The 23,323-nt window shown below is 67.1% G+C and carries 18 protein-coding genes; 6 read left to right on the top strand and 12 right to left on the bottom strand.

Translation table 11 applies throughout. The annotated features are described in order from the left end of the window. Positions 1–498: a DUF2505 domain-containing protein gene (locus tag M8J71_RS04955; protein WP_256246869.1), complete on the bottom strand. Its 498-nt coding sequence runs from the start codon at positions 496–498 to the stop codon at positions 1–3. Positions 499–540: 42 nt separating this feature from the next. Further along, positions 541–2,049, bottom strand: a complete 1,509-nt coding sequence (locus tag M8J71_RS04960) for an SDR family oxidoreductase (protein WP_256246870.1) — start codon at positions 2,047–2,049, stop codon at positions 541–543. A 209-nt stretch (positions 2,050–2,258) separates the two neighbouring features. Here M8J71_RS04960 and mfd point away from each other — a divergent pair, with 209 nt between their 5' ends. After that, on the top strand, positions 2,259–5,960 hold the full coding sequence (gene mfd / locus M8J71_RS04965) for a transcription-repair coupling factor (RefSeq protein WP_256246871.1): 3,702 nt from the start codon (positions 2,259–2,261) through the stop codon (positions 5,958–5,960). Positions 5,961–5,966: 6 nt separating this feature from the next. Beyond that, positions 5,967–6,779, top strand: a complete 813-nt coding sequence (locus tag M8J71_RS04970) for a metal-dependent hydrolase (RefSeq protein WP_256246872.1) — start codon at positions 5,967–5,969, stop codon at positions 6,777–6,779. A gap of 118 nt (positions 6,780–6,897) precedes the next feature. Here M8J71_RS04970 and M8J71_RS04975 read toward each other — a convergent pair whose 3' ends face one another. The 6 genes from M8J71_RS04975 to nirB all read right to left on the bottom strand — a co-directional run bounded on the left by M8J71_RS04975 (position 6,898) and on the right by nirB (position 13,969). Then, the gene (locus tag M8J71_RS04975) at positions 6,898–7,161 is read right to left on the bottom strand and encodes a hypothetical protein (protein WP_256246873.1); all 264 of its coding nucleotides are present in this window, start codon (positions 7,159–7,161) and stop codon (positions 6,898–6,900) included. Between the two features lie 51 nt (positions 7,162–7,212). Continuing rightward, complete coding sequence (gene deoC / locus M8J71_RS04980) at positions 7,213–7,929, bottom strand: deoxyribose-phosphate aldolase (RefSeq protein WP_163164316.1); 717 nt, start codon at positions 7,927–7,929, stop codon at positions 7,213–7,215. 120 nt (positions 7,930–8,049) lie between these two features. Beyond that, positions 8,050–8,907 carry an FAD-dependent oxidoreductase gene (locus M8J71_RS04985; RefSeq protein WP_256246874.1) on the bottom strand — a complete coding sequence of 286 codons (858 nt, stop codon included), beginning with the start codon at positions 8,905–8,907 and terminating at the stop codon, positions 8,050–8,052. Between the two features lie 216 nt (positions 8,908–9,123). Continuing rightward, on the bottom strand, positions 9,124–10,272 hold the full coding sequence (locus M8J71_RS04990) for a uroporphyrinogen-III synthase (RefSeq protein ID WP_256246875.1): 1,149 nt from the start codon (positions 10,270–10,272) through the stop codon (positions 9,124–9,126). A 14-nt stretch (positions 10,273–10,286) separates the two neighbouring features. Continuing rightward, positions 10,287–11,321, bottom strand: a complete 1,035-nt coding sequence (gene cobA / locus M8J71_RS04995; protein ID WP_256246876.1) for a uroporphyrinogen-III C-methyltransferase — start codon at positions 11,319–11,321, stop codon at positions 10,287–10,289. Between the two features lie 2 nt (positions 11,322–11,323). Continuing rightward, a complete protein-coding gene (gene nirB, locus M8J71_RS05000; protein WP_256246877.1) occupies positions 11,324–13,969 on the bottom strand; it encodes a nitrite reductase large subunit NirB in 2,646 nt (881 codons plus the stop codon). Positions 13,970–14,239: 270 nt separating this feature from the next. On the opposite strand from nirB, the gene nirD reads away from it, so the two are divergent. Next, entirely contained in the window at positions 14,240–14,620 is a 381-nt protein-coding gene (nirD, locus tag M8J71_RS05005; protein ID WP_256246878.1) for a nitrite reductase small subunit NirD, read from the top strand. 24 nt (positions 14,621–14,644) lie between these two features. On the opposite strand, the gene M8J71_RS05010 is transcribed toward nirD, so the two are convergent. Beyond that, the gene (locus M8J71_RS05010) at positions 14,645–16,396 is read right to left on the bottom strand and encodes a phospho-sugar mutase (RefSeq protein WP_256246879.1); all 1,752 of its coding nucleotides are present in this window, start codon (positions 16,394–16,396) and stop codon (positions 14,645–14,647) included. A gap of 105 nt (positions 16,397–16,501) precedes the next feature. Further along, positions 16,502–17,320 (bottom strand): purine-nucleoside phosphorylase, encoded by an 819-nt coding sequence (locus M8J71_RS05015; RefSeq protein ID WP_163164323.1) that lies wholly within the window; start codon positions 17,318–17,320, stop codon positions 16,502–16,504. A 106-nt stretch (positions 17,321–17,426) separates the two neighbouring features. Here M8J71_RS05015 and M8J71_RS05020 point away from each other — a divergent pair, with 106 nt between their 5' ends. The 3 genes from M8J71_RS05020 (at position 17,427) to M8J71_RS05030 (ending at position 19,475) form a co-directional block, all read left to right on the top strand. Next, positions 17,427–18,842 carry an NAD(P)H-quinone dehydrogenase gene (locus tag M8J71_RS05020; protein ID WP_163164324.1) on the top strand — a complete coding sequence of 472 codons (1,416 nt, stop codon included), beginning with the start codon at positions 17,427–17,429 and terminating at the stop codon, positions 18,840–18,842. A 180-nt stretch (positions 18,843–19,022) separates the two neighbouring features. After that, positions 19,023–19,280, top strand: coding sequence for a hypothetical protein (locus M8J71_RS05025; RefSeq protein ID WP_256246880.1), 258 nt, complete (start codon positions 19,023–19,025; stop codon positions 19,278–19,280). Positions 19,281–19,289: 9 nt separating this feature from the next. After that, on the top strand, positions 19,290–19,475 hold the full coding sequence (locus tag M8J71_RS05030) for a PspC domain-containing protein (RefSeq protein WP_256246882.1): 186 nt from the start codon (positions 19,290–19,292) through the stop codon (positions 19,473–19,475). 53 nt (positions 19,476–19,528) lie between these two features. Here the strand turns inward: M8J71_RS05030 and M8J71_RS05035 are convergent, their stop codons facing one another. Further along, a complete protein-coding gene (locus M8J71_RS05035) occupies positions 19,529–21,085 on the bottom strand; it encodes an FAD-dependent oxidoreductase (RefSeq protein ID WP_256246883.1) in 1,557 nt (518 codons plus the stop codon). After that, positions 21,082–23,322, bottom strand: a complete 2,241-nt coding sequence (locus tag M8J71_RS05040; RefSeq protein ID WP_256246884.1) for a molybdopterin oxidoreductase family protein — start codon at positions 23,320–23,322, stop codon at positions 21,082–21,084. Before M8J71_RS05040 ends, M8J71_RS05035 begins: the two co-directional genes overlap by 4 nt. Position 23,323: the final 1 nt, after the last annotated feature.

The following is a 23,323-nucleotide window of genomic DNA, read 5'->3' on the forward strand; positions in this document are numbered from 1 at the left end:
CTAGTGGCTTTCCAGCCAGGCCTGTGCCTGCTTGGCCTGGAGGTTCAGTGCCTTGGCAACCATGGGTTCTGCGGCGTCGGCAATCTTTCCGCCGAGGAACGGCACCGAAGACTTTACTTCGCCTTCAAGCTCTACGCGCGTGCCGCCGTCGGCAGCAACGAGCCGCTGCACGGCGGTAACGTCTACGGGGGCTCCGGCGATCTTCAGCGAGATGTTGCTTTGGCGGGAACCGTCCGCCGCGGGGGCATCCCAGTTTTCCACCTGCGTCACCTTGAGGTGCTCACCCACGAACTTGCGGGCGAACTCGGGAAGCCGGGTGGTGGGAAGGGTACGCACGGACGTGGCGCTGAACGCCCCGGCAACGTCGCCGTCGACCGTGAAGGATTCGAGGCTGCCGCCTACAAGCTGGCTGACGTGGCGCTGGAAATCTTCATCCACCAGGACAGCTGCAACGTTGGGGACGGAGTGCGGAAGGGTGGTGGTTGCGCTCAAGGCCATGGGTCCTCCTGGGACGTGGGATCGGATTAGGCTCCAAACATCCTACGGGGTCCGGGCTGCCCATTCCGCATCCACCATGTTCCGGGCCGCTCCGGTGATGTTCCTTGCCATGGCCGGAAAGATCAGGCTGTGGAAGGGAAGGACGGCCAGCCAGTACAGCCGCCCGCTGAGGCCCTTGGGGAAGAAGATGGCCCGCTGGCGGTAGCGGCTGCCATTCCCGTCCGGCTCCACGGACAGCTCCAGCCATGCCCTGCCGGGAGCGCGCATCTCCGCGCGGAGCCGCAGCAGCTTTCCGTGGTCGATCCGCTCCACCCGCCACCAGTCAACTACCTCTCCGGAGGCCAGCGTGTGGGGGTGCCGGCGTCCGCGGAGCAGTCCGGCGCCGCCCGTGAGCTTGTCCAGCCAGCCGCGGACCTGCCAGGCCAGCGGCAGGGAGTACCAGCCGTTCCGGCCGCCGATACCCTCGATGACCGTCCATACGTGGGCGGGATCCACGTCGCCGTGGAAGGTCCGTTCGTCGATGTATACCTTGTGGCCGGCCCAGTCGGGGTCGCTGGGCAGGGGATCGGCGGCCACCCCGGCGTTGGCCCACGTGGTCTCCACCTGGCCGTCGCGTTCCTTGCCAAGGGCCAGGGCGACGGCGGTGCGGTAGCCGGTGAGGCCGCCGTCGGGCCGCGGGATGTACTCGTCGATGTCGTGCTCATTGGACACTGCGTCGTGCTGGAGGGACTGGACCAGGGGCACGGCCATGGACAGCGGGATGGGAGTGGTCAGGGCCACCCACATCCCGGCAAGCTTCGGCGCAGGGACAGGCAGTGCCAGCACCACCCGGTACGGCAAGCCCGCTTCGGCGGCGTACTCCTTCATCATTCCGGCATACGTCAGCACCTGGCGGCAACCAACGTCGAACGTGCGGTTGATGGGTCCCTCCAAAGATGCCGCTGACACGAGGTAGTACAGCACGTCCCGCACGGCGATGGCCTCGATCCGGTTGCGGACCCAGCTGGGTGCCGGCATCAGCGGCAATGTCTCGGAGAGGTGGCGGATCATTTCGAAGGAGGCCGAACCGGAACCGATCACCACTCCCGCCTGGAACACGATGGCGTCCACCGGACAGTCCAGGAACACTTTGCCCACGGCCTCGCGGGAGCGCATATGGGTGGACAGGTCCACGCCCTTGGGGTGGAGACCGCCCAGGTAGATGATCCGGCCAACGTCCGCGGCGGCTGCGGCCTCCGCCGCCGCCCGTGCCATCGCCTGTTCCTTGGCTTCGAAGCCTGCCCCGGCAGCCATGGAATGCACCAGGTAGTAAAAGACGTCGACGCCGGAAAGCGCCGCCCGCAACGCGTCGCCGTCGTCCAGGCTGCTTTCCACAAGCTCCACCCTCTCGCGCCACGGGACACCGGCAATTTTGTCAGGGGAGCGCACCAGGACTTTGACGCTGTGGCCCTCCTCCAGGAGCTTTGGCACCAGCCGGCCGCCGATGTAGCCGGTGGACCCGGTAACCAGGACAGTTTTGGGTGAACGCTGGGTATTGCTGGTTCCGGTCATGCTGTCTCCTCTTCGTCCTTAAGCTGTTCGGAGCCGCAGCGCGCCTGGACGGCCGCCCTGCCTGCCTTCCTGGCCATTGCCAGCCTAACCGCGCCCCATCAGCCCGCCATGTCAGCGCAGGAGGGTAGGCTGGGTTTACCCGGGATTCGAAGCGAATTTCGGGTTTTCGCGTTGCCTGCGATCCACTGAACACCACAGGAGCTTCTGCCATGAGCCTTCCCGGCCCGTCCACCGCCGGCCATTCCAGCGCAGGCCCGTCGCTGGACGGACTGCGCCGCGCCCTCGCCCCGGACCAGACCTTTGCCCGCGTCCGGGCCGAGGCCGCCCGCGGCTTCGACGTCCGGGGCCAGGACTACCAGATCAGCGCACCGGCAGGGCTCCGTCCGGTGCTGCTCGCCGAAATGGCTGACGGCATCGCGGCCGCTGCCGAAGGGGCTGGCGACAACGGGCACGACGGCGGCGGGCCGGGCGTGGTGCTGGCCGTCACCGCTACCGGCCGGGAGGCAGAGGACCTGGCCGCCGCGCTGCGGGCCTACCTTCCCGCCGAGGCCGTGGCAGAGTTCCCCAGCTGGGAAACACTCCCGCACGAACGGCTCTCCCCGCGCTCGGACACCGTGGGCCGCCGCCTCTCCGTGCTGCGCCGCCTTGCGCACCCGGAAACCTCGACGGCGGGGCCGCTCCGTGTGGTGGTGGCGCCGGTCCGCGCCGTGGTCCAGCCCGTGGTGGCCGGCTTGGGTGAGCTGGTTCCGGTCACGCTGAAGGTAGGCCAGGAGATGCCCTTCACCGACGTGGTGCGGAGCCTGGCAGACGCCGCATACGCCCGTGTGGACATGGTGACGCACCGTGGGGAGTTCGCGGTCCGCGGCGGCATCATCGACGTCTTTCCACCCACGGAGGACCACCCCATCCGGGTTGAATTCTTCGGTGACGAAGTGGACCAGATGCGCTGGTTCGCCGTCGCCGACCAGCGCTCGCTGTCCTCACCCGGGCTCCACCACCCCACGGAGCTGCACGCGCCGCCCTGCCGGGAAATCCTCATCACCCCTTCGGTGATGTCGCGGGCAGCCACCCTCAAATCCCAGCTTCCGGCCGCGGCGGACATGCTGGAAAAGATCGCCGGCGGCATCACCGTGGAGGGCATGGAGTCCCTGGCCCCGGTGCTGGTGGACTCGATGGTTCCTTTCGTGGAGCAGCTGCCTGCGGGTTCCATTTCGGTGATCATCGAGCCGGAGAAGGTCCGTACCCGCGCCCACGACCTCGCTGCCACCAATGAGGAATTCCTCGAGGCGGCCTGGTCCACCGCCTCGGACGGCGGAACTGCCCCGTTGGACCTGAGCTCGCAGGCAAGTGCTGCGCTCCATTCCGCCAGCTTCCGGTCGCTGACCGAAACGCGCAGCTCCTCCCTGGAGCACGGAGTGTCCTGGTGGTCCATCACCTCGCTCGCCCAGGACGAGGAACTGCTGCCCGAGATCGACGTCCTGAACCTGCATGCGCGGGAACCGCGGGGCTACCAGGGCGACGTGGCGGAGATGATGGACTTCATCGGCTCCCACGTCCGCGACCAGTGGCGGATTGTTGTGGCCACCGAAGGTCCCGGGCCCGCGCAGCGGCTGGCGGAGCTGTTCCATGAGAACGACATCCCGTGCGCCCGCGTGGACAGCCTGGACCACGAGCCCCAGGCGGGCATCATCGAAGTGACCACTGCCGCCGTCGGACGCGGTTTTGTCCTGGACGGGCTGAAGCTGGGCCTGCTGACGGAAGCTGACCTGCTGGGACGGACGTCGGCCGGATCCACCAAGGACATGCGCCGCATGCCGTCCAAGCGCCGCAACGCGGTGGATCCGCTGCAGCTGGTGGCGGGGGACCACGTGGTGCATGAGCAGCACGGCATTGGACGCTTTGTCGAGTTGATCCAGCGAAAAGTCGCCGGCGGTGGCGACGGTGTGCGCGAGTACCTGGTCCTGGAATACGCCCCTTCCAAGCGCGGCGCGCCGGGAGACCGGCTGTTTGTGCCCACCGACCAGCTGGACCAGGTGACGCGGTACGTTGGCGGCGACACCCCCGTGCTGAGCAAGATGGGCGGTGCCGACTGGGCGAGCACCAAGTCCAAGGCCCGGAAAGCCGTCAAGGAGATCGCCGGCGAACTGATCCGGCTGTACTCGGCCCGGATGGCATCGCGCGGACACGCCTTTGGGCCGGACACCCCATGGCAGCGCGAACTCGAGGAAGCCTTCCCCTACGTGGAGACGCCGGACCAGCTGACCACCATCAACGAGGTCAAGGCGGACATGGAACGTGAGATCCCCATGGACCGGCTGGTTTCCGGCGACGTGGGCTACGGCAAGACGGAGATCGCCGTGCGCGCCGCCTTCAAGGCGGTTCAGGACGGCAAACAGGTGGCGGTGCTCGTCCCCACCACCCTGCTGGCCCAGCAGCACTATGAAACCTTCACCGAGCGGTTCTCGGGCTTCCCCCTGCGCGTGAAGCCTTTGTCCCGCTTCCAGGCAGGCAAGGAAGCGAAGGAGACGGCGGAGGGCGTCAAGAACGGGACGGTCGACGTCGTCATCGGTACCCACCGCCTGCTGTCCAAGGACTTTGAATTCAAGGACCTGGGCCTGGTGATTGTGGACGAGGAACAGCGTTTCGGTGTGGAGCACAAGGAAGCGCTCAAGAAGATGCGCACCAACGTGGACGTGCTGGCCATGAGCGCCACCCCCATCCCCCGCACGCTGGAGATGTCCCTCACCGGCATCCGGGAAACGTCCACCCTGGCCACACCGCCCGAGGAACGCCACCCCGTCCTGACCTACGTGGGGCCTTACACGGACAAGCAGGCCTCCGCCGCCATCCGGCGTGAGCTGATGCGCGAAGGCCAGGTGTTCCTGGTCCACAACCGGGTGTCCACCATTGAACGCACCGCGGCCAAGATCCGTGAGCTGGTGCCGGAAGCGCGGGTGGAGGTGGCCCACGGCCAGATGTCCGAAAGCCGCCTGGAACAGATCATCGTGGACTTCTGGGAGAAGCGTTTTGACGTGCTGGTGTGCACCACCATCATCGAAACCGGCCTGGACATCTCCAACGCCAACACCCTGATCGTGGACGGCGCAGACAAGTATGGACTGTCCCAGCTGCACCAGCTCCGTGGCCGCGTGGGGCGCGGCCGCGAACGCGCCTACGCCTACTTCCTGTACCCCTCCGAGAAGCCGCTGGGCGAGGTGGCGCTCGAACGGCTCAAGGCCGTCGCCACGCACAACGAGCTCGGCGCGGGCATGCAGCTGGCCATGAAGGACCTGGAAATCCGCGGTGCCGGCAACCTGCTGGGCGGCGAGCAGTCCGGGCACATCCAGGGCGTGGGCTTCGACCTTTACATCCGCCTGGTGGGCGAGGCGGTGGCAGACTTCCGCGGCGAGGCTGAGGAGAAGGCCGCCGAAATGAAGATCGAACTCCCGGTTAATGCCCACCTGCCGCACGACTACGTGCCGGGGGAGCGGCTGCGCCTGGAGGCCTACCGCAAACTCGCGTCGGCGCTCACCAACGAGGCCATCGACGAAGTCCTGGCCGAGCTCGTGGACCGGTACGGCGAGCCGCCGCTGCCTGCCCAGAACCTTGTGTCCGTGGCCCGCTTCCGCGTCGGTGCCCGGGAAGCCGGATTGTCGGACGTGGCACTGCAGGGCAACTTCATCAAGTTCTCGCCAGCCACCCTTCCGGAGTCCAAGGTCATGCGCCTGAACCGGATGTACCCGGGGTCCCAGTCCAAGCCAGCCCTCGATGCCGTGCTGATTCCCAAACCAAAGACCGCCAAGATCGGCGGCCGGGACCTACAGGACGCGGAAATCCTCGAATGGGCCAACGGCGTCATCCGGAACATCTTCTCGGACGCACCACTGGCCGCTCCGGCAGTAAGCGGTTAGGACTTGATGGGAGGACATCACGCCGCGTCGGGAGCCGCGGCGTGGGTAGCTATTGCCTCAACAGGGCCGTACACGCTCGGTTGGTACCCGCTGGACGCCACCGGAATCCTGATCGGCGGGATGGCGACGGCGGGAACGGCCCTGGTGTGCGACTGGGACCACAGGCACAGCACCGTGGCGAATTCCCTGCCGCCGCTGTCCAACGTAATCGCCGTCGGGATTGAGAATGCCAGCGGCGGGCACCGGCAGGGCACCCACTCCGTGCTCGGGGCGGCATTCTTTGTGCTGCTGGCCACCCTGGCCGGGCAGTTCCAGCTGCAGACGGAATGGGGACTGCTGTCCGTGGGGGCGGGGCTGCTGTGCATGTTTATGATCAACATCGCGGCGAAGGCGCTCAAGCTTTTCCCCAGGTCCGGGTTCCTCACCAACTGGATTTTCGGGCTGGTGATGGCCGGGCTGGTGACCTGGTTCGCGCCGGACCAGTGGACGTGGCTTCCCGTCTCGATGCTGACCGGCGTGGTGGTCCATATCGTCGGTGACCTGATTACCACCGGAGGCGTGCCGCTGCTGTGGCCGATCGTCATCCGCCCGCCCAAGCCGTTGCGCAAGGTGCCGCTGCTGCGCCAGGTCTGGCGTCCCAACGGCGCGCTTTCCCTGCCGTTGCTGGGCCGTGCAGGATCAAAGCGTGAATGGCTGCTGCTGATCCCGGTCAGTGCCTACGCGATGGTGGGGCTGTGCGTGGCAGGGTGGTCCATAGCCCAAGGCCAATGGCCCAGGGTTGCAGCCGCTGCGGAGGCCTGGACCCGGATGTGGTTCTAGGTACGCAGAAACCCCCGGGACAGAGGTCCCGGGGGTTTCGTTGGCTTGCTGCCCAACTGGGTAGCACTAAGTGTCGCTATGAGCGTTCAAAACGACAGTTACTGCTACTTACTTGGGATCAGTGCTCGCCGGCTGAGTCGGAGCGGCCCAGGATGGTCTGCGGGATCCAGTAGGTCAGGCCGAAGAGCCCGATGCAGACGGCCATCGGCCACGGGTTGTCGAGCGTGAGGAAGGACAGCGAGTAGATGGCGCCCAGGAACAAGGCCATGCATACCACAAAGAGAATGACACTGGTGGCAAGCTTGTTCTCATTCTGGGGGGTCTGGAGCGACCCTTCGTGAGATGCGGGGCCCTGGTTGGAAGCCGTGATCTTGCTGGACATTCATTCCTCCTTGGCCGCGGGGGCCTCAATCTGTGGCGACTCCGGCTGCTGTCAGTAGGAGGATGAACCCTGTTCACCCTTGACGATGGCAATTCCGGAGCTGGCACCAATACGTGTTGCACCTGCAGCAATCATAGCCTGCGCGTCCTCGAGGGAACGCACACCGCCGGAGGCCTTCACACCGAGGTCGGGGCCCACAGTACGGCGCATCAGGGCGATGTCCTCCGCGGTTGCACCTCCTCCGTTGAAGCCTGTTGACGTCTTCACGAAATCAGCCCCGGCCTCCACCGCGGCCTCGCAGGCAAGAACCTTCCGGGCGTCGTCGAGCAGCGCTGTTTCGATAATGACCTTGAGGATCGCGCCGCTGGCGTGGACAGCCTCCGCCACCGCAGAGATGTCCTCAACCAGGGCACCCTTGTCCCCGGCCCTGGCGGCAGCAATGTTGATGACCATGTCCACCTCGTCAGCACCGTCCAGCACCGCACCGCGGGCTTCAAAGGTCTTGACGTCGGTGGGGGTGGCACCCAGCGGGAAGCCCACCACGGAACAGGTCAGGACGCCGGTCCCCTTGAGGGCCTTCTTGACTGTTTTCACCCAAATGGGGTTAACGCACACCGACTTGAAGTGGTATTCGGCCGCTTCCGCACAAACCTTGAGGACGTCAGCCTCTCCAGCTTCGGGTTTCAGCAGCGTGTGGTCGATAAAGGACGCGATGCTGCCGGAACCTGCGGCTGCAGTTTCAACGGAAGGGGTGGCTTCGTTGCTCATGATGGTCCTCTCCAGGGGCCCTTGGGCCGGGCGTTGTAACGCCCATGACTCGTTTCGGGAACCATCTTGCCACAGCCGGAGCCGCCCTCCGCGGGAAGCCCGGCCGGGCGCCGTCCTCCATCAGGCAGCGGCCGGCAAAGCGGCAGGAGCAGAAGCCGTAAGCAGCTGGGTGGCGCAGGCACCCGCCGCGGAAGCGGCAGCAACCAGCAGGCCCAGGCGGACGCCGTCGAACGCTGCCGCGTCACCGATGGCCCAGACGCCGGGGACGGACGTCCGGAAGTCCTGGTTAATGACAATCCCGCCGGTGGGCGCAGTCCGCAGGCCTGCGCTGGCGGCGAGCCCGTCCCGGGACACCCGCTCCTCGGCCAGGACCACCAGGTCGCCGTACATGCTGCTGCCGTCCTCGAAGACCACACCGGACGCCGCGAAACCTGACGCTGTTGCACCGGGCATTACGGCGGCCGGCCGGGCAGTAGTGCGGATGGGGCGTACGCCCCTGGCCCGAAGCACTGCTTCAGCCTGGCCGGCAGCAGCACCTGTGCCCACGAGGATCCCTAGCGGGCGCCTGCCAAGTTCCCTCGTCACTTCACTGACGGCTTCGCCGATGCGGGCCGCGTCATCAATGGTGGAGTAGCTAAGGCAGCCGCTGGCGCCCTCCACCGGGCTGGCCACCGGTGCCGATCCGGTGGCGATGACCAGCTGGTCGTAGCTGAATTCCATGCCGTCCGCCGTGGCGACAGTCCGGTTTTCCGGGTCGATGTGGCTGGCCGGCTGGCCGAAGCGGACGGAGACCTGGGGGAGGAGCGCCAGCTCCAGCAGTTCCTCCGGGGTGTCGTCCCGGTTGCTCAGCACAGTGATGGTGCCGGTGAACCGGGCGCGGTCAAGCTGGCGGACGAGAGCCTGTGCGGCCGGACCAGCTCCTGCGATGACGATGCGGGTGGCGGGAGCAGTGGAGGTGGAGGGTGCCGGAGCGGACATGTGCTGGCCCTTTCGCTGGCGGCCGTGAAACGGCCGGAACTTCGTGATGGAACCAGCGTAGGCCGTTGCTTTTTCCGGCGTGTTTCCCTGCAGTTGCCGTTTATCGGCCCTGTGTTCGCCAGTGTTTACCGGCCGGTAACAGAACCTGTGACGTGCTTCTCATCCGTCCGGCAACCGACACATTCGCCGCGGCCGCACAGCTGGATGCAGTACAGGCTAGACCCGGATGCGGTAGCCCCGTTTAACCACCGTCTCCACCAGCCGTCCATCCGGCAGTGAGGAACGGAGCCGGCTGACAGTCATGTCCAGGGCGTGGACGGAGCCACGCAGTTCCAGCAGTTCGGACAGCGATTCGCGGGACAGGACGGCACCTCCGGCGCCAAGCAGTGCCCGGAGCAGCAGCAGCGGGGCGGGGGCCAGTTCCACGGGCTGGCCGTCAATCCGCAGGCTGCGCCCACGCAGTTCGATGTTGCCGGACCTGGTATCCAGCCGCCGGACGTGGTTCAGGGCGAGGTGCTCACACACCAGCCGGATGAGCGCGCCCATCCGGAACCGTTCCGGAACCAGCGGCGTCACCCCGGCGTCGAGCAGGGGCTGCGCCGTGACCGGCCCCACCACGGCGGTGGTGACGTTGGTCTTCAGGCTTTCGATCAGCTGTTTGTATACGCCCATCTCGTGGGCTGTGCTCCACATGGCATCCACGGCCGGGGCGCTGGTAAATGTCAGGACGTCCAGGTTGCCGCTGCACGCGGCCTCGATGAGCCGGGGAAGCCTGTCCTCGCCGTCGGGCTTCACCCAGCGGTAGGGCGTGACCGTCAGGACGTTGGCACCGGACATACGCAACCGCTCCAGCTGCCGGACGTCGGTGTAGCCGTGCAGCTGGACGGCTACGGTCTTGCCCCGGACGCCCTCGGTGAGCAGCATGTCTACCAGTGTCGCGGTGGTTTCGTCGCTGCTGATACCGACGTCGGCAAGCCCTGCCGCGCGCACGGCGCCGCGGGCTTTGGGGCCGCGGACGAGCATCCGGCAGGCACCCAGGGTTTCCAACAGCTCGTCGCCGATCCCGAAGGAATCAGCGGCCTCGCACCACCGGCGCATGCCGTAAGCGGTAGTGGCGATGCAGAGGTCCGGCTTGGCCGCGATGATGGCCCTGGTGTCCTCGATGAGGCGCATGTCCTCCTGCACGGGAGCGATTTTCAGCGCGGGAGCATGCAGCACCTCCGCGCCGCGGCGTTCCAGGGCCTCAATCAGGTCCTGCGAGCGCCGGTGCGAGGTGACACCAATGCGGAAACCCTCCAGCGGAGCTTCTGTGGCGTCGGGCGCTTCTTCAACCTGCGGAGTTTCGGCCGGTGCAAGTGCAGTCATGGAGGTCAATCCTTTCACGAGCCCAGCAGCGAGGCCGCCAGCCTGTCCAGGTCGGCGGCGGCCTCAGCGTGCCCACGGTTGGCTTCCGCCACCCGAACCACCTCGCCGATGACCAGCACAGCCGGGTTGCTGCAGCCAGCGGCTGCGGTGGTGATGGTGCCAAGGTCCGCGATGGTGGTGCGCTGCCCGGGCCGGTAACCGCGTTCAACAACGGCCATGGGCATATCGGCGCGCATCCCGGCCCTGCGGAGTCCGGCTGCGAGCTGGTGGAGGGTACCGATGCCCATCAGGACAACGATGGTCCCGCCCAGGCCGGCCAGGTGGCCGTGCTCCTTTTCGGTCAGCGGGGCGTGCCCGGAGACAACGGTGAACATGTGGCTGACTTCCCGGTGCGTGACCGGGATTCCGGCGGCCGCCGGAACGGAGATGGCACTCGTAACACCGGAGATGACGCGTACGGGCACCCCGGCGGCAACGCAGGAAGCGACTTCCTCGCCGCCGCGGCCAAAGACATAAGGGTCGCCGCCCTTGAGCCGGACCACGTTGTTGCCTGCGAGGGCACTTTCCACCATCAGCTTTTCGATGTCGCCCTGGCTGACCTTGTGGTGCCCGGGTTTCTTGCCTACATCCACCAGTTCGGCCGAGGTCAGGGATGCCAGCTCCTGGCACGGGGCGAGGCGGTCATAAAAGACGACGTCGGCGTCACGGAGGGCGTTGACGGCACCGACGGTGAGCAACTCGGCTGTTCCGGGGCCGCCACCCACGAGGGTGACGTGGCCAACGGGTCCGGCCGCCGGCTCGGCGGCGACCGGAATCCCGGTGTCCCGGCACCTGCCCAGCAGGGCCTCCCAGCCCGGCTGGCCGTCGTCGACCGCGGCGACCAGGAAGGGACGTTCGGGCAGCGGGCCATCGTGGCCGGCACCGTGGGGGGTGCTGAGGCGGTAGACGACGGCGCCGGCGGCTTCGTAGCGGCGGACCGCCTGGCGTGCGGCGTGGTCAGAGCCGGTGACCAGGACCTCGCGGCCGGTGAGATCAATGCTGAGCTGCATGCCTATACCTCGTTCTTGTCCAGCAGGTCGGGCGTGGTGGGCCGGACGGGAATGGAGGCCCCGATCAGGACCTTGCCCTTTTCCTCGGGCGTAGCCGGGCGCATCTGGCCGCGCTCGTCCGGGACGAAGGTGATGGAGTCATCCTTCTGGTCGGGGGCGTTGACGAAGGAACGGAACCGGCGCAGGCGCTCGGGGTCCTTGAGGGTGTCCGCCCACTCGTCGACATAGGTGTCCACGTGCTTCGCCATGGCATCTTCAAGGTCCGCGGCGATGCCCAGGGTGTCCTTGACCACCACGTCCTCGACGTGCTTGATGCCGCCGTCGAGCTCTTCCTGCCAGCGGGCCGTGCGCTGCAGGCGGTCCGCTGTGCGGATGTAGTACATGAAGTAACGGTCGATGTACTTGATCAGCGTCTCATCGTCCAGGTCCTTGGCGAGCAGCTGGGCGTGTGCCGGGGTGGCGCCGCCGTTGCCGCCGACGTACAGGTTCCAGCCGTCGGCGGTGGCGATCACTCCGACGTCCTTGCCGCGGGCCTCGGCGCATTCACGGGCGCAGCCGGAGACGCCCATCTTCAGCTTGTGCGGGCTGCGCAGGCCGCGGTAGCGCAGTTCCAGCTGGATGGCCATGGCCACGGAATCCTGGACGCCGAAGCGGCACCAGGTGGACCCGACGCAGGACTTCACCGTGCGCAGGCTCTTGCCGTAGGCCTGGCCGGATTCGAAGCCGGCGTCCACCAGTTCCTTCCAGATCTCCGGCAACTGCTCCAGGCGGGCCCCGAACATGTCGATCCGCTGGCCGCCGGTGATCTTGGTGTACAGGTTGTACTTTTCGGCGACGGCTGCGATGACGCCCAGCTTCTTGGGAGTGATCTCGCCGCCGGCGATGCGGGGGACCACCGAGTAGGTGCCGTCCTTCTGCATGTTGGCCAGGGCGCGGTCGTTCGTGTCCTGCAGAGTGCCGCGGCCGGCGTCCAGGACGTACGCGCTGTGCTGGCTGGCCAGGATGTTGGCGATGGTCGGCTTGCAAATGTCGCAGCCCGCGCCGGTGCCGTACTTGGCCATGATCTCTTCGAACGAGGTCAGTTCCAGGACGCGGATGGCGTCGAACAGTTCCTGGCGGGAAAGCTCGATGTGCTCGCACAGGGCCTTCGAAACCTCGACGCCGGACTTGGTCAGCTCGGTTTCCAGCAGCTTCTTCAGCATGGGCACGCAGGATCCGCCCCGCGTCCCGGCCCGGGTGCAGCCCTTCAGCTCGCCCAGTTCCTGGACGGGGGCGTTGCCCTCGCAGGCACCGCAGCCGTTGATGGCGTCCCGGATGCTGCCGGCGGTGACGTTGTTGCAGGAGCAGAGGGTGGCGTCGTCCGGCAGTTCAGTTTCGGGGGCTTCGCCGCCGCCCGCGGCGCTGAGGAACGCACCCGGCTCGGCGGGAAGTTCGCGGCCCAGCAGCGGACGCAGGGACATGTACGGTGAAGCGTCGCCCACGAAGATGCCGCCCAGGAGGGTCTTGGCATCGTCCGTGGTGACGATCTTCTGGTACACGCCGCGGGCAGGGTCGGCGTAGACAATTTCCAGGGCGTGCTCCGTCTTGGCGAAGGCGTCACCGAAGCTGGCGACGTCCACCCCGGAGAGCTTCAGCTTCGTGGCGGTGTCAAAGCCGGGGAAGGTTGCGTCGCCGCCGTGGAGGCGGTCGGCCACGATCTCGGCCATGGTGTTGGCGGGGGCCACGAGGCCCAGGCACATGCCTTCGAAGTTGGCCACTTCACCGATGGCCCAGATGCCGGGTACTTCCGTGGCGCAGTAGTCGTTGATGACCACGCCGCCGCGCGGGCCGAGGCTGAACAGCTGCTCCTCGCCTTCGGCCGCCCGGAACAGTTCGTCGCGCGGCCGGACGCCGATGGCGACAATGACGAGGTCTGCTTCGATGACGCGGCCGTCAGCCATCAGGACGCCGGTGACCTGTCCGTCGTCGTCCGACAAGACTTCCGACGGGAAGACGCCGCCGTGGACCTCGAAGCCCTTGGCCTTGATGAGCCGGCCCATTGCCTGGCCGGCGCCTTCGTCAAGCTGGGTGGCCATGAGCCACTGGGAACCGTCGATGACGATGGGGTTGGCTCCCAGCTGCTCCGTGCCGGCCGCCGACTCGAGCCCGAGAAGGCCGCCACCGATGGTGACCGCGTTGACCTTGCGGCCGAGCTTTTCGGTGAGTTCGGCAATGGCCTTGTTGATGGCCCAGACATCTTCCAGCGTGCGGTAGACGTGGGTGTGCTCGGCGCCGGGGATCGGCAGGCGGGCGGCATTCGAACCGGTCGCGACTACAAGTTCGTCGTATTCGAAGGCGTTGCCCGCCGCGGTCTCCACGTACTTGGCTTCGTGGTGGATTTTGACGACGCGCTCGCCGGTCTTCAGGGACATGGCCTCGTGGTCCCACATGCTCGCCTCACCCAGGGTGAGGTCGTAGTCCATTTCCGTCAGGGCCTTGCTGAGTGCGACGCGGTCGTAGGGGAGGTGGGCTTCCTCAGTGAGGACCGTGACATGCCAGCCATCGAGGCCACGGGCATGCATGGCGTCCGCAAAACGGTGGGCCGCGGGGCCGCCGCCGGCGACGACAATGCGGCGCGGAGTCTCTGTGCTTGAAGTCTGTTCGGTCACTGTGGGCCTTTCGCATGGGCCGCAGTGTGTTCCTGCAGCCTTCTCTGTCGAGCTGTCCATCCAGACTAGGGAGACGCAGTTTCGCTTCAGTTTCCCAATTGTTTCGTCAACTTAACTTCTGCATCACGAACGCGTTTCCGGCGGCGTGAGGTGTCTTTTACGCGCCGGACACATTCACTGCACCCCCTTGAAACACCGGGAGCCTAGCGTGGAACACGGCCGCAGAGGCAGCCAATCGCAAGGACTACACGCACAGGGAGAGGGGCCAACATGACGGCAACACTGGAACTTGGGGCACTCGCAGCCGGCATCGACGAGGCCGTAACCGGCGCCGACTGGCACCGCGTCTGCCTGGTGGATGACCTGGAACCCGCCTGGGGCGAAGCAGCCCTCATCGCGGGACGACAGATCGCACTCTTCCGCACCGGACCCAACGAAGTTTTCGCGGTGGCACACGAGGACCCGGCCACCGGTGCCCATGTGATGGCGCGGGGAATCCTAGGATCACGGGGCGCCCGTCCCACCATCGCTTCACCGCTGCACAAAGAGGTCTACGACCTGGAGACCGGCGAATGCTTCAGTACCCCGGGCCTGAGCCTTGCAACGTTCAGCACCCGGATCACCGACGGTTTCATCGAGATCGAGCTTTAACAGGTTTTAGCGCAGGGGCCCGGGCTAAAGCCCCAGGGCCTCACTGACGTCCTGCAGCACCTCATCCAGCGCTGCCCGCGCTGCCAGCCGGGCTTCCGGCAGTTCGGCCGCGGTACCTACGTGGTGAATCACTTCGAGGTAGCACTTGAGCTTGGGCTCGGTGCCGCTGGGCCGGATGATCACCCGGGTGAGGTCCCTTGTGAGGTAAAGGAGCCCGTCGGTGGGAGGAAGCTGCCCGCCGCCCTCCGCCAGGTCCGTGAAAACCTCCACCGCGGATGACCCGAAGGACTCCGGCGGGCTGACCCGGAGCCGGTTCATCATGGCGTCCAGGAGACCCAGGTCCGCCACCCGGATGCTGAGCTGGTCGCTGGCGTGCAGGCCGTGCTGCAGGTACAGCTCGTCCAGGGTGTCAAAGACAGTCTTCCCGTCAGCCTTGGCGGCGGCCGCAAGTTCCGCGATCAGCACCGCCGCGGAGATGCCGTCCTTGTCCTTCACAACATCAGGCGCCACGCAGTAGCCCAGGGCTTCCTCATAGCCGTACAGCAGGCCGGGCACGCGCGAAATCCACTTGAATCCTGTCAACGTTTCTTCATGCGCGTAGCCTGCCGCGGCAGCGATCCGCGCCAGGAGCCGTGATGACACGATCGAATTCGCGAACACACCGTGGCTGTCCCGGCCGCCTTCAACACCGTCAGCTGCGGCCAGCCTCGCCGCGATGTGGGCTCCGAGCAGCGCGCCAACTTCGTCTCCGCGGAGCATCCGCCAGGCCCCGGTATCGGGATCCTTCGCCGCAACCGCAGCCCTGTCGGCGTCGGGATCATTGGCAATTACGATGTCAGCGGCGAGCCGCTCTGCCGTTTCCAGCGCCAGGTCCAGCGCTCCGGGTTCCTCCGGGTTCGGGAAACTGACGGTGGGAAAGTCCGGGTCCGGTTCTGCCTGCTCGGCCACAAGCGTAACGTCGGTGAAACCGGCAGCCTTCAGCACCGCCTTCGCGGTTTCGCCGCCCACACCGTGCATCGGCGTGAGAACGATGCGCAGGTCACGGGCGGGGAAGCGCTCCGGAAGGACCAATGCCGCGGTTGCCTGCTCGTAACCCGCGGCCAGGGACCCGTCGAGCACAGTCCAGCCGCTGGAGGCGAGAACAATGGACTCCACCGGCCCCACAGCGTTAATCCGGGCCGCGATCTGCTCGTCATAAGGCGCCACGATCTGCGCGCCGTTGCCGCTCTCCGTGACGGCATGGCGGCCCAGATACACCTTGTAGCCGTTGTCCTGCGGCGGGTTGTGGCTGGCCGTGACCATCACGCCGCCGTCGCACTCCAGGGCCCGCACCGCGTAAGCCAGCAGGGGAGTGGGCAGCGCCGCCGGCATCAGGAAAGTTTCTATTCCGGCCGCGGTAAAGATGGCGGCGGTTTCTTCAGCGAAGATATCCGAGTTGTACCGGGCGTCATAGCCGACGACGGCGCGCGGCCGGGTCCCCGGCGACGCTTCGCCCACTGCCTGAATGAGGAAGTCCGCCAGGCCGGCGGCGGCCCGGCGCACCACCACCCGGTTCATCCGGTTGGGTCCGGGGCCCAGCGCCGCCCGCAAGCCGGCGGTGCCGAACTGCAGGGTCCCGCGGAAGCTGTCTTCGAGTTCCTGCCGGGCCGCCGGGGCGCCTTCTCCAACGAGCCGGACGAGTTCCAGGAGGGAAGCCGAGGTTTCCGCATCCGGGTCCTGGGCAGCCCATTCGCGGGCTTCGGTCAGCAGGCGGGAATCGGCATCGGAGGACGTCATGGGCATAACGCTATCGTCATTGCTCCCTCACTTCGTGCAACGCGGGGTCAGGTACCGCCCAAAAAGCGACCAGTATTGGGCCTGAAGTGACACCGTGCTGGTGCTTCAGAGTTTGGCGATGATTTCGGCAAGGAGTTTGGAAATCCGCGGGCCTGCAGCCTGTCCTGACTCAAGGACTTCCTCGTGGCTGAGGGGCTGCGGGCTGATGCCGGCGGCAAGGTTGGTCACGAGTGAGATACCGAAGACTTCCATCCCGGCGTGGCGTCCGGCAATGGCCTCCAAGGCCGTGGACATTCCCACCAGGTCGGCCCCGATGCGCTTGGCGTACTGCACCTCGGCAGGCGTCTCGTAGTGCGGGCCGGGGAACTGGGCGTAGACACCCTCCTCCAGGGTTGCATCAACTTCGCGGGCCAGTCCACGGATCCTGGCGGAGTAGAGATCTGTCAGGTCAACGAACGTGGCGCCCTCCAAAGGTGAGGCGGCGGTGAGATTGATGTGATCGCTGATCAGCACTGGCGTCCCGGGGGCCCAGTTTTCGTTCAGCCCGCCGCAGCCATTGGTCAGTACCAGGGTGCTGCAGCCCGCAGCTGCCGCCGTCCTGATGCCGTGCACGACGGCACGGACGCCCTTGCCCTCGTAGTAGTGGGTCCGCGCGCCCAGGACCAGCGCCCGTTTGCCCTCCTTGGTGAGCACCGAGCGGATGGTGCCCACGTGCCCAACAACAGCGGGAGCGTGGAAGCCTGGGACCTCCTCGGCGGACAGGGTGGCGGTGGTTTCGCCGATGAGGTCGGCTGCCTCGGCCCAGCCGGAACCAAGCACGAGGGCGACGTCGTGGCTGTCCACGCCTGTTTCTTCGGCAATGTACTCGGCGGCGGCGCGTGCGGCAGCGAACGGATCGGTCTTCAGGAAGTCTGTTGTACTCACTGGTACAAGTTATCCTGCCGCTCCGCGCGCGCCCACCCTTTGGCCGGATCCGCCAGAGACCGTTTTCTTTGGTGGTCCGGCTGCGGATGCGGGAGAATGGTTGATTGTGACTACGCATCCAGATTTCAGCTCACCCCGGATCGCAATTCTGGGAGGTGGTCCCGGCGGATACGAAGCCGCCATGGTGGCCGCCTCGCTCGGAGCGCAGGTAACGATCATCGAACGGGCGGGGCTGGGCGGCTCAGCCGTGCTGACCGACGTCGTCCCGTCCAAGACGCTGATTGCGACGGCGGACCTGATGACCCGCGTCGCCGAGGCGGGGGAGCTGGGAGTGAAGTTCGACGTCGACGGCGGCGACTTTGTGCCCGTGATGCGCGCGGACCTCAAACACATCAATGACCGCCTCCTTAACCTGGCCCGCAGCCAGTCCAAGGACATCCACGACGGCCTGGTCCAGCAGGGCGTGCGCATCCTTGCCGGGTCCGGCCGGCTCGTGGATGACCACACCATCGAGGTCCTCACGGCCGAGGGCACCGAGACGGTCGAGGCGGACACCATCCTCCTTGCGGTGGGCGCCCATCCGCGTGAGCTTGCCACCGCCCGCCCGGACGGCGACCGGATCCTGAACTGGACACAGATTTACGACCTCGATGAGCTGCCCGAGGACCTGATCGTGGTGGGTTCGGGCGTGACCGGGGCCGAGTTTGCCTCCGCGTACAACGGCCTGGGCTCCAAGGTGACACTCATTTCCAGCCGCGACCGGGTGCTCCCGGGCTCCGACGTGGACGCGGCAGTAGTGCTGGAGGAAGTGTTCGAGCGCCGCGGCGTCCGGGTCCTGTCCCGCTCCCGCGCGGAAACCGTGGAACGGACGGACGACGGCGTGGTGGTCACCCTCAGCGACGGCTCCAAGGTCACCGGCAGCCACTGCCTGCTGTGCCTGGGCTCCATTCCCAACACTGCCGGCATCGGACTCGAAGAGGCCGGCGTGGCGCTCAGCGAGAGCGGCCACATCAAGGTGGACGGCGTTTCCCGGACCTCGGCGCCCAACATTTACGCCGCGGGTGACTGCACCGGGGTGTTGCCGCTGGCCTCTGTGGCGGCCATGCAGGGACGCATCGCCGTGGCCCACTTTATGGGCGACACCGTCACCCCGCTCAAGCTGCACCAGGTGGCATCCAACATCTTCACCTCGCCGGAGATTGCGAACGTTGGTGTGTCCGAGGCGGAGATCGACTCCGGCAAATACCAGGGCGACGTGGTCAAGCTTTCCCTGCGCAGCAACGCCCGCGCCAAGATGCGCAACCACAAGGACGGCTTTGTGAAGATCTTCGCCCGAAAGGGTTCGGGCACAGTGATCGGAGGCGTTGTGGTGGGGCCGAACGCTTCCGAGCTGATCTTCCCGATCTCCATCGCCGTCAAGCAAAAGCTGCACGTGGACGATGTTGCCAGCACCTTCACCGTGTACCCGTCCCTGACCGGATCTATTTCCGAGGCCGCACGCCGCCTGCACGTCCACCTGTAGGTGGTGTTGCCCGCACCGGGGGCACGCCGCCTGCACGTCCACCTGTAGGTGGTGTTGCCCGCACCGGGAGTCTGGACCGCTCCCATGGCAACTGCATAGACTCCTCAAAGGACCGGCCGGGAATTTCATCAGGAATTTCCCGGCCGTCCCTGCATCAGCCACCGACGCAAGGAGAAGTTCGTGGAACTGAAGGACGTTACATGGAATGAGCAGGCCCGGGAGAAGATCCTGCTCGACGCTGACAGGGCCCTGCAGGAAGCGGTCCGGGAGGCAGCAACCACTTTGTCCAACGCGGACAAGGACGAGGTGTACAAGTTCCTTTTCGAGCAGCTGAAGGACCAGTTTGTGGACTTCCAGCCGGGGCCGGACCTCACGAAGTACGCCGAGGCAGTGGCCGGCGGGGAGCTCGCCGCCGATCAAGCACGGGCTGAAGGGTAGGGCGGGGCCATGTCAATGGCACTTGTACGTCCCCGCAGCGGCAAGATCATCGGCGGCGTCTGCGCTGCCCTTGCAGCCCGGTTCGGGCTCCCGAAATTCCTCGTCCGGCTGGGCTTCGTGATCTTCGGCCTGGTGGGGATCGGCGAATTGGTCTACATCGCGCTCTGGATTATCATTCCAAAGGCCCCTGCGTAAGAGCACCGGCTTCGACACGCTCAATTGCCGGCCGCCGGTGCGGCCGTGCGAGGTTAGGGGGCGGCTGGGGAGAAGTGTTTTTCGATGAGCCCCCTGATGTCCTCGTGGCAGCCTCCGCAGCCGGTGCCGGCCCGGGTTGCCTTGGACACCTCGGCCACGGTTGAGCAGCCTTCCTCCACCGCGCCCGCGATGGCGGCCCCGCTGACGCCCGCACACCGGCAGACGGTTCCCCCGGGATCCGCAGCCGCACCCGGGAGCTGGTCCGGCCCGTCGAGGCGGAGCAGCAGCGACCTGTCGGCGGGGAGTTCCGCGCCGCGTTCAAACAGGCCGACCAGCTCGGCCGCGGTCCGCGGCATGCCCACGGCGACGAGGCCCTCCAGGACGCCGCCGCGGGTGGTCATCTTCACGTAGCGGCCGTGCTCAGGGTCCGCCCACTGGGCAATCTGCAGCCGGGGCCGGCCGTTGACGGCACCGGCCGTGAGGATCTCTTCGTCCCACGGTTCAGCAGTGTTGTCGCCGGCCACAGCCATGTTCATGCCGCGTGCCTTCAGGACAATGACGCCGGCCTGCTCGGCGGGCAATTCCGGCAACAGCTCTGCTGCCTCTGGAGCAGCGGATGCCAGGAGCGTGAGGTACTCGGCGAGCCATTCGGCCTGGCGCCACCCGGGGCCCACCAAGCCGGACGGGCCTTTGGCGTTCCGGCACCGCGCGCAGTCCGGAGCGGCGCAACGGACTTCGGCGCAGTCGCCGATGGCGAAGATGTGCGGTTCGTGGTGGGCCCGCAGCCGGTGGTCCACCAGGATCCCGGCGGAGGTGGACAGCCCGCAGCCCTCTGCCAGTTCCGTGCGGGGACGGACCCCGCACGAGATGACAAGGAGGTCGCCGTCGATCGCGGAGCCGTCGTCAAGCAGCAGGGCCGAGAACCCGCCGTCGGTCCCGTTGTGCTCCACCCCGGTGGAGCGCGCGTTGCCGGCCATCCGGACGCCGCAGCGCCTGAGGCTGGCAGCGAGGACGGTGCCGCCGCCGCGGTCGATGTTCCGGCCCAGCGGGTGGGGCCCGTTGTGGACCACCGTGACGGTGGCGCCTTCTTCCGCCGCGGCCAGGGCCGTCTCCAGCCCGAGCACGCCGCCGCCCAGGACCACCACCCGTTTGCCGCCGTCCACAGCCTTTCGCAGCACCTCCGCATCACGGAGGTCGCGGAGCGCAGTAACTCCCGCGGGGAGGACCGGCGAGGTGGGATCCGGGTTGATGCCGGTCAGGTTGGGAATCACCGGACGCGAACCGGTGGCGAAAACCAGCCGGTCGTAGTGCGCCACGGCACCGTCGGACAGGAGGACCTGTTGCCTGGCACGGTCCACGCGGCGGACGCGTACGCCCAGCCGGACGTCCACGCCCTCTGCAGCCAGGGCGTCGGCGTCGGAAAGCGCCAGGGCGTCAGCGGTGGTCCGCCCCACGCCGAGGTCGGCAACCAGTACGCGGTTGTACGCGGCTTCCGCTTCCGCGCCCACCACGGTGAGGTTCAGGGAACCGCTGCGGACGGCAGGCAGGAGTTCATCAACCAGCCGGGCAGCCACCGGCCCGAATCCTACGATGACAACTTGCTCGCTCATGAGGCCTCCGTCGTTTGAAGCACGTTGGTTGAAACGGGTGTGGCAGCCAGCCGGACCCACACCTTGTTGAACTTGAATTCGGGCATTCCGGAGATGGGGTCCGTGGCGGCCTCGGTGAGGCGGTTGGCGCTCTCAAGCTCGGGGAAGTGGAACGGCAGGAAGACGGTATCCGGGCGGATTGCCGTGCTGAGCTCAGCCCGGCACAGAACCTCGCCGCGCTCATTGGCCACCGAGACGAGCACGCCTTCGGTGATGCCCATGGCCGCCGCAGCGGCCGGATGGAGCTGCAGCCTGGCCTCGGGCCGGGCCTCCAGCAGTTCAGCCACCCGGCGGGTCTGCGCGCCGGACTGGTAGTGCTCCAGGAGGCGGCCGGTGATGAGGGTCATGGTTTTCGCGCCCGGAGCTGGGGCGTCCCTAACGGGGGTCCCGGCGGGAGTACGACGACGGCGGGGCGTCACCGGGGTCATCACGGCTTTGCCGTCGGCGTGGGCAAACTTGTCCTGGAATAGCCGTGGGGTTCCCTTGCTGCCGGACGGATAGGGCCAGTAGGCCGCTTCACCGCGGTCCAGCATGGCGTAGTCGATGCCGGAGTAGTCTGCGAGTCCGCCGGCTGAAGCGAGCCGGAGTTCCTCGAACACTGTTTCCGGGTCTTCGCTGTACGTGGACGGGGCTTCGAGGGCTTCAGCCAGCCGTGCCATGATCCAGAGCTCGCTGCGGGCCCCGGCGGGCGGGGTGAGGGCGCGGCGGCGGCGGAGGACACGGCCTTCGAGGTTGGTCAGCGTGCCTTCCTCCTCCGCCCATTGCAGCACGGGAAGAATGAGGTCTGCCTCGGCCGCAGTCTCGGACATAAAGAAGTCGCAGACCATCAGGAAGTCCAGGCTGCGCAGGCCGTTGATGACGGCGTTGGCGTCGGGGGAGGCCACCACGATATTGGAGGCGTGGACAAAAAGGCAGCGGACGCCGTCGGGCTTTCCCAGTGACTGAAGCAGCTGGACTGCCGGCAGGCCGGGCCCGGGGATCAGGTTTTCCGGAACGCCCCACACCTTGGCTACGTGGGTGCGGGCGGCGGGATCGGTGATCTTGCGGTAGCCGGGGAGCTGGTCCGCCTTTTGGCCGTGCTCCCGGCCGCCCTGGCCGTTGCCCTGGCCGGTGAGGGTGCCGTAGCCGCTGCGGGCCGATCCGGGCAGGCCGAGCAGGAGGCTGAGGTTGATGGCAGCCGTGGCGGTATCGGTGCCATCCACATGCTGCTCCACGCCACGGCCGGTGAGGATGTAGCTGCCGCCCTTTCGCGCACCCTCGGCGAGCCGGCGTGCGGTTTCACGGATCAGTTCCGCGGGGACGCCGGTGATGGACTGCACCCGTTCGGGCCAGAAGGAGTTCACGCTGCGGGCCACGGCGCTGTAGCCCGAGGTACGTTCCTCGAGGTAGGTGGTGTCCACCAGGTTCTCGTGGATGACGACGTGGGAGATGCCCAGCAGGAGGGCGAGGTCGGTTCCCGGGAGGGGCTGGAGGTGCAGGCCGCCGCCGTCGGCTGTAAAGGCGGCCGTGGCTGAGCGGCGCGGATCCACCACGACCAGCCCGCCGGCGTCGCGCGTTCCCTTCAGGTGCTGGACGAAGGGCGGCATGGTTTCGGCCACGTTGGAACCCAGCATCAGGATGGTGCTCGCGGTGTCCAGTGCTTCGAGCGGGAAGGGCAGGCCGCGGTCAACACCGAAGGCCCGCATCCCCGCGGCCGCAGCCGAGGACATGCAGAACCGTCCGTTGTAGTCGATGCGCGAGGTGCCCAGGGCGAGCCGGGCGAACTTGCCCAGCATGTACGCCTTTTCGTTGGTGAGGCCGCCGCCGCCGAAAACGCCCACTGAGTCCCGCCCGTAGCGGGCGCGGGCGGCCTTAACGGCGGACGCCGCAAGGTCCAGGGCATGGTCCCAGCTGATGGGGCGGTGGACGCCGTCGGCGCCCTTCAGGAGGGGCTCGGTAATCCGGCCCGGGTGGTTCAAAAGGGCGGCGGAGGTCCAGCCCTTGCGGCAGAGGCCGCCGCGGTTGGTGGGAAAGTCCCGGCCGCTCACCTCGAGGGGTGCCTTGCCGGGCACCCCAAGGCCGGGCCTCCCGGCTGCCGGCGGTGCTGACACGGGGACTGACCCCGGCTGGGAAGCCGGGGCCAGTTCCGCTGGAGACGTGAGCGTCATGGCGCACTGCAGGGCGCAGTAAGGGCAGTGCGTGTCGGCGCTTTTGGTCATC

Source organism: Pseudarthrobacter sp. R1 (assembly GCF_024494415.1).
Classification (GTDB): Bacteria; Actinomycetota; Actinomycetes; order Actinomycetales; family Micrococcaceae; genus Arthrobacter.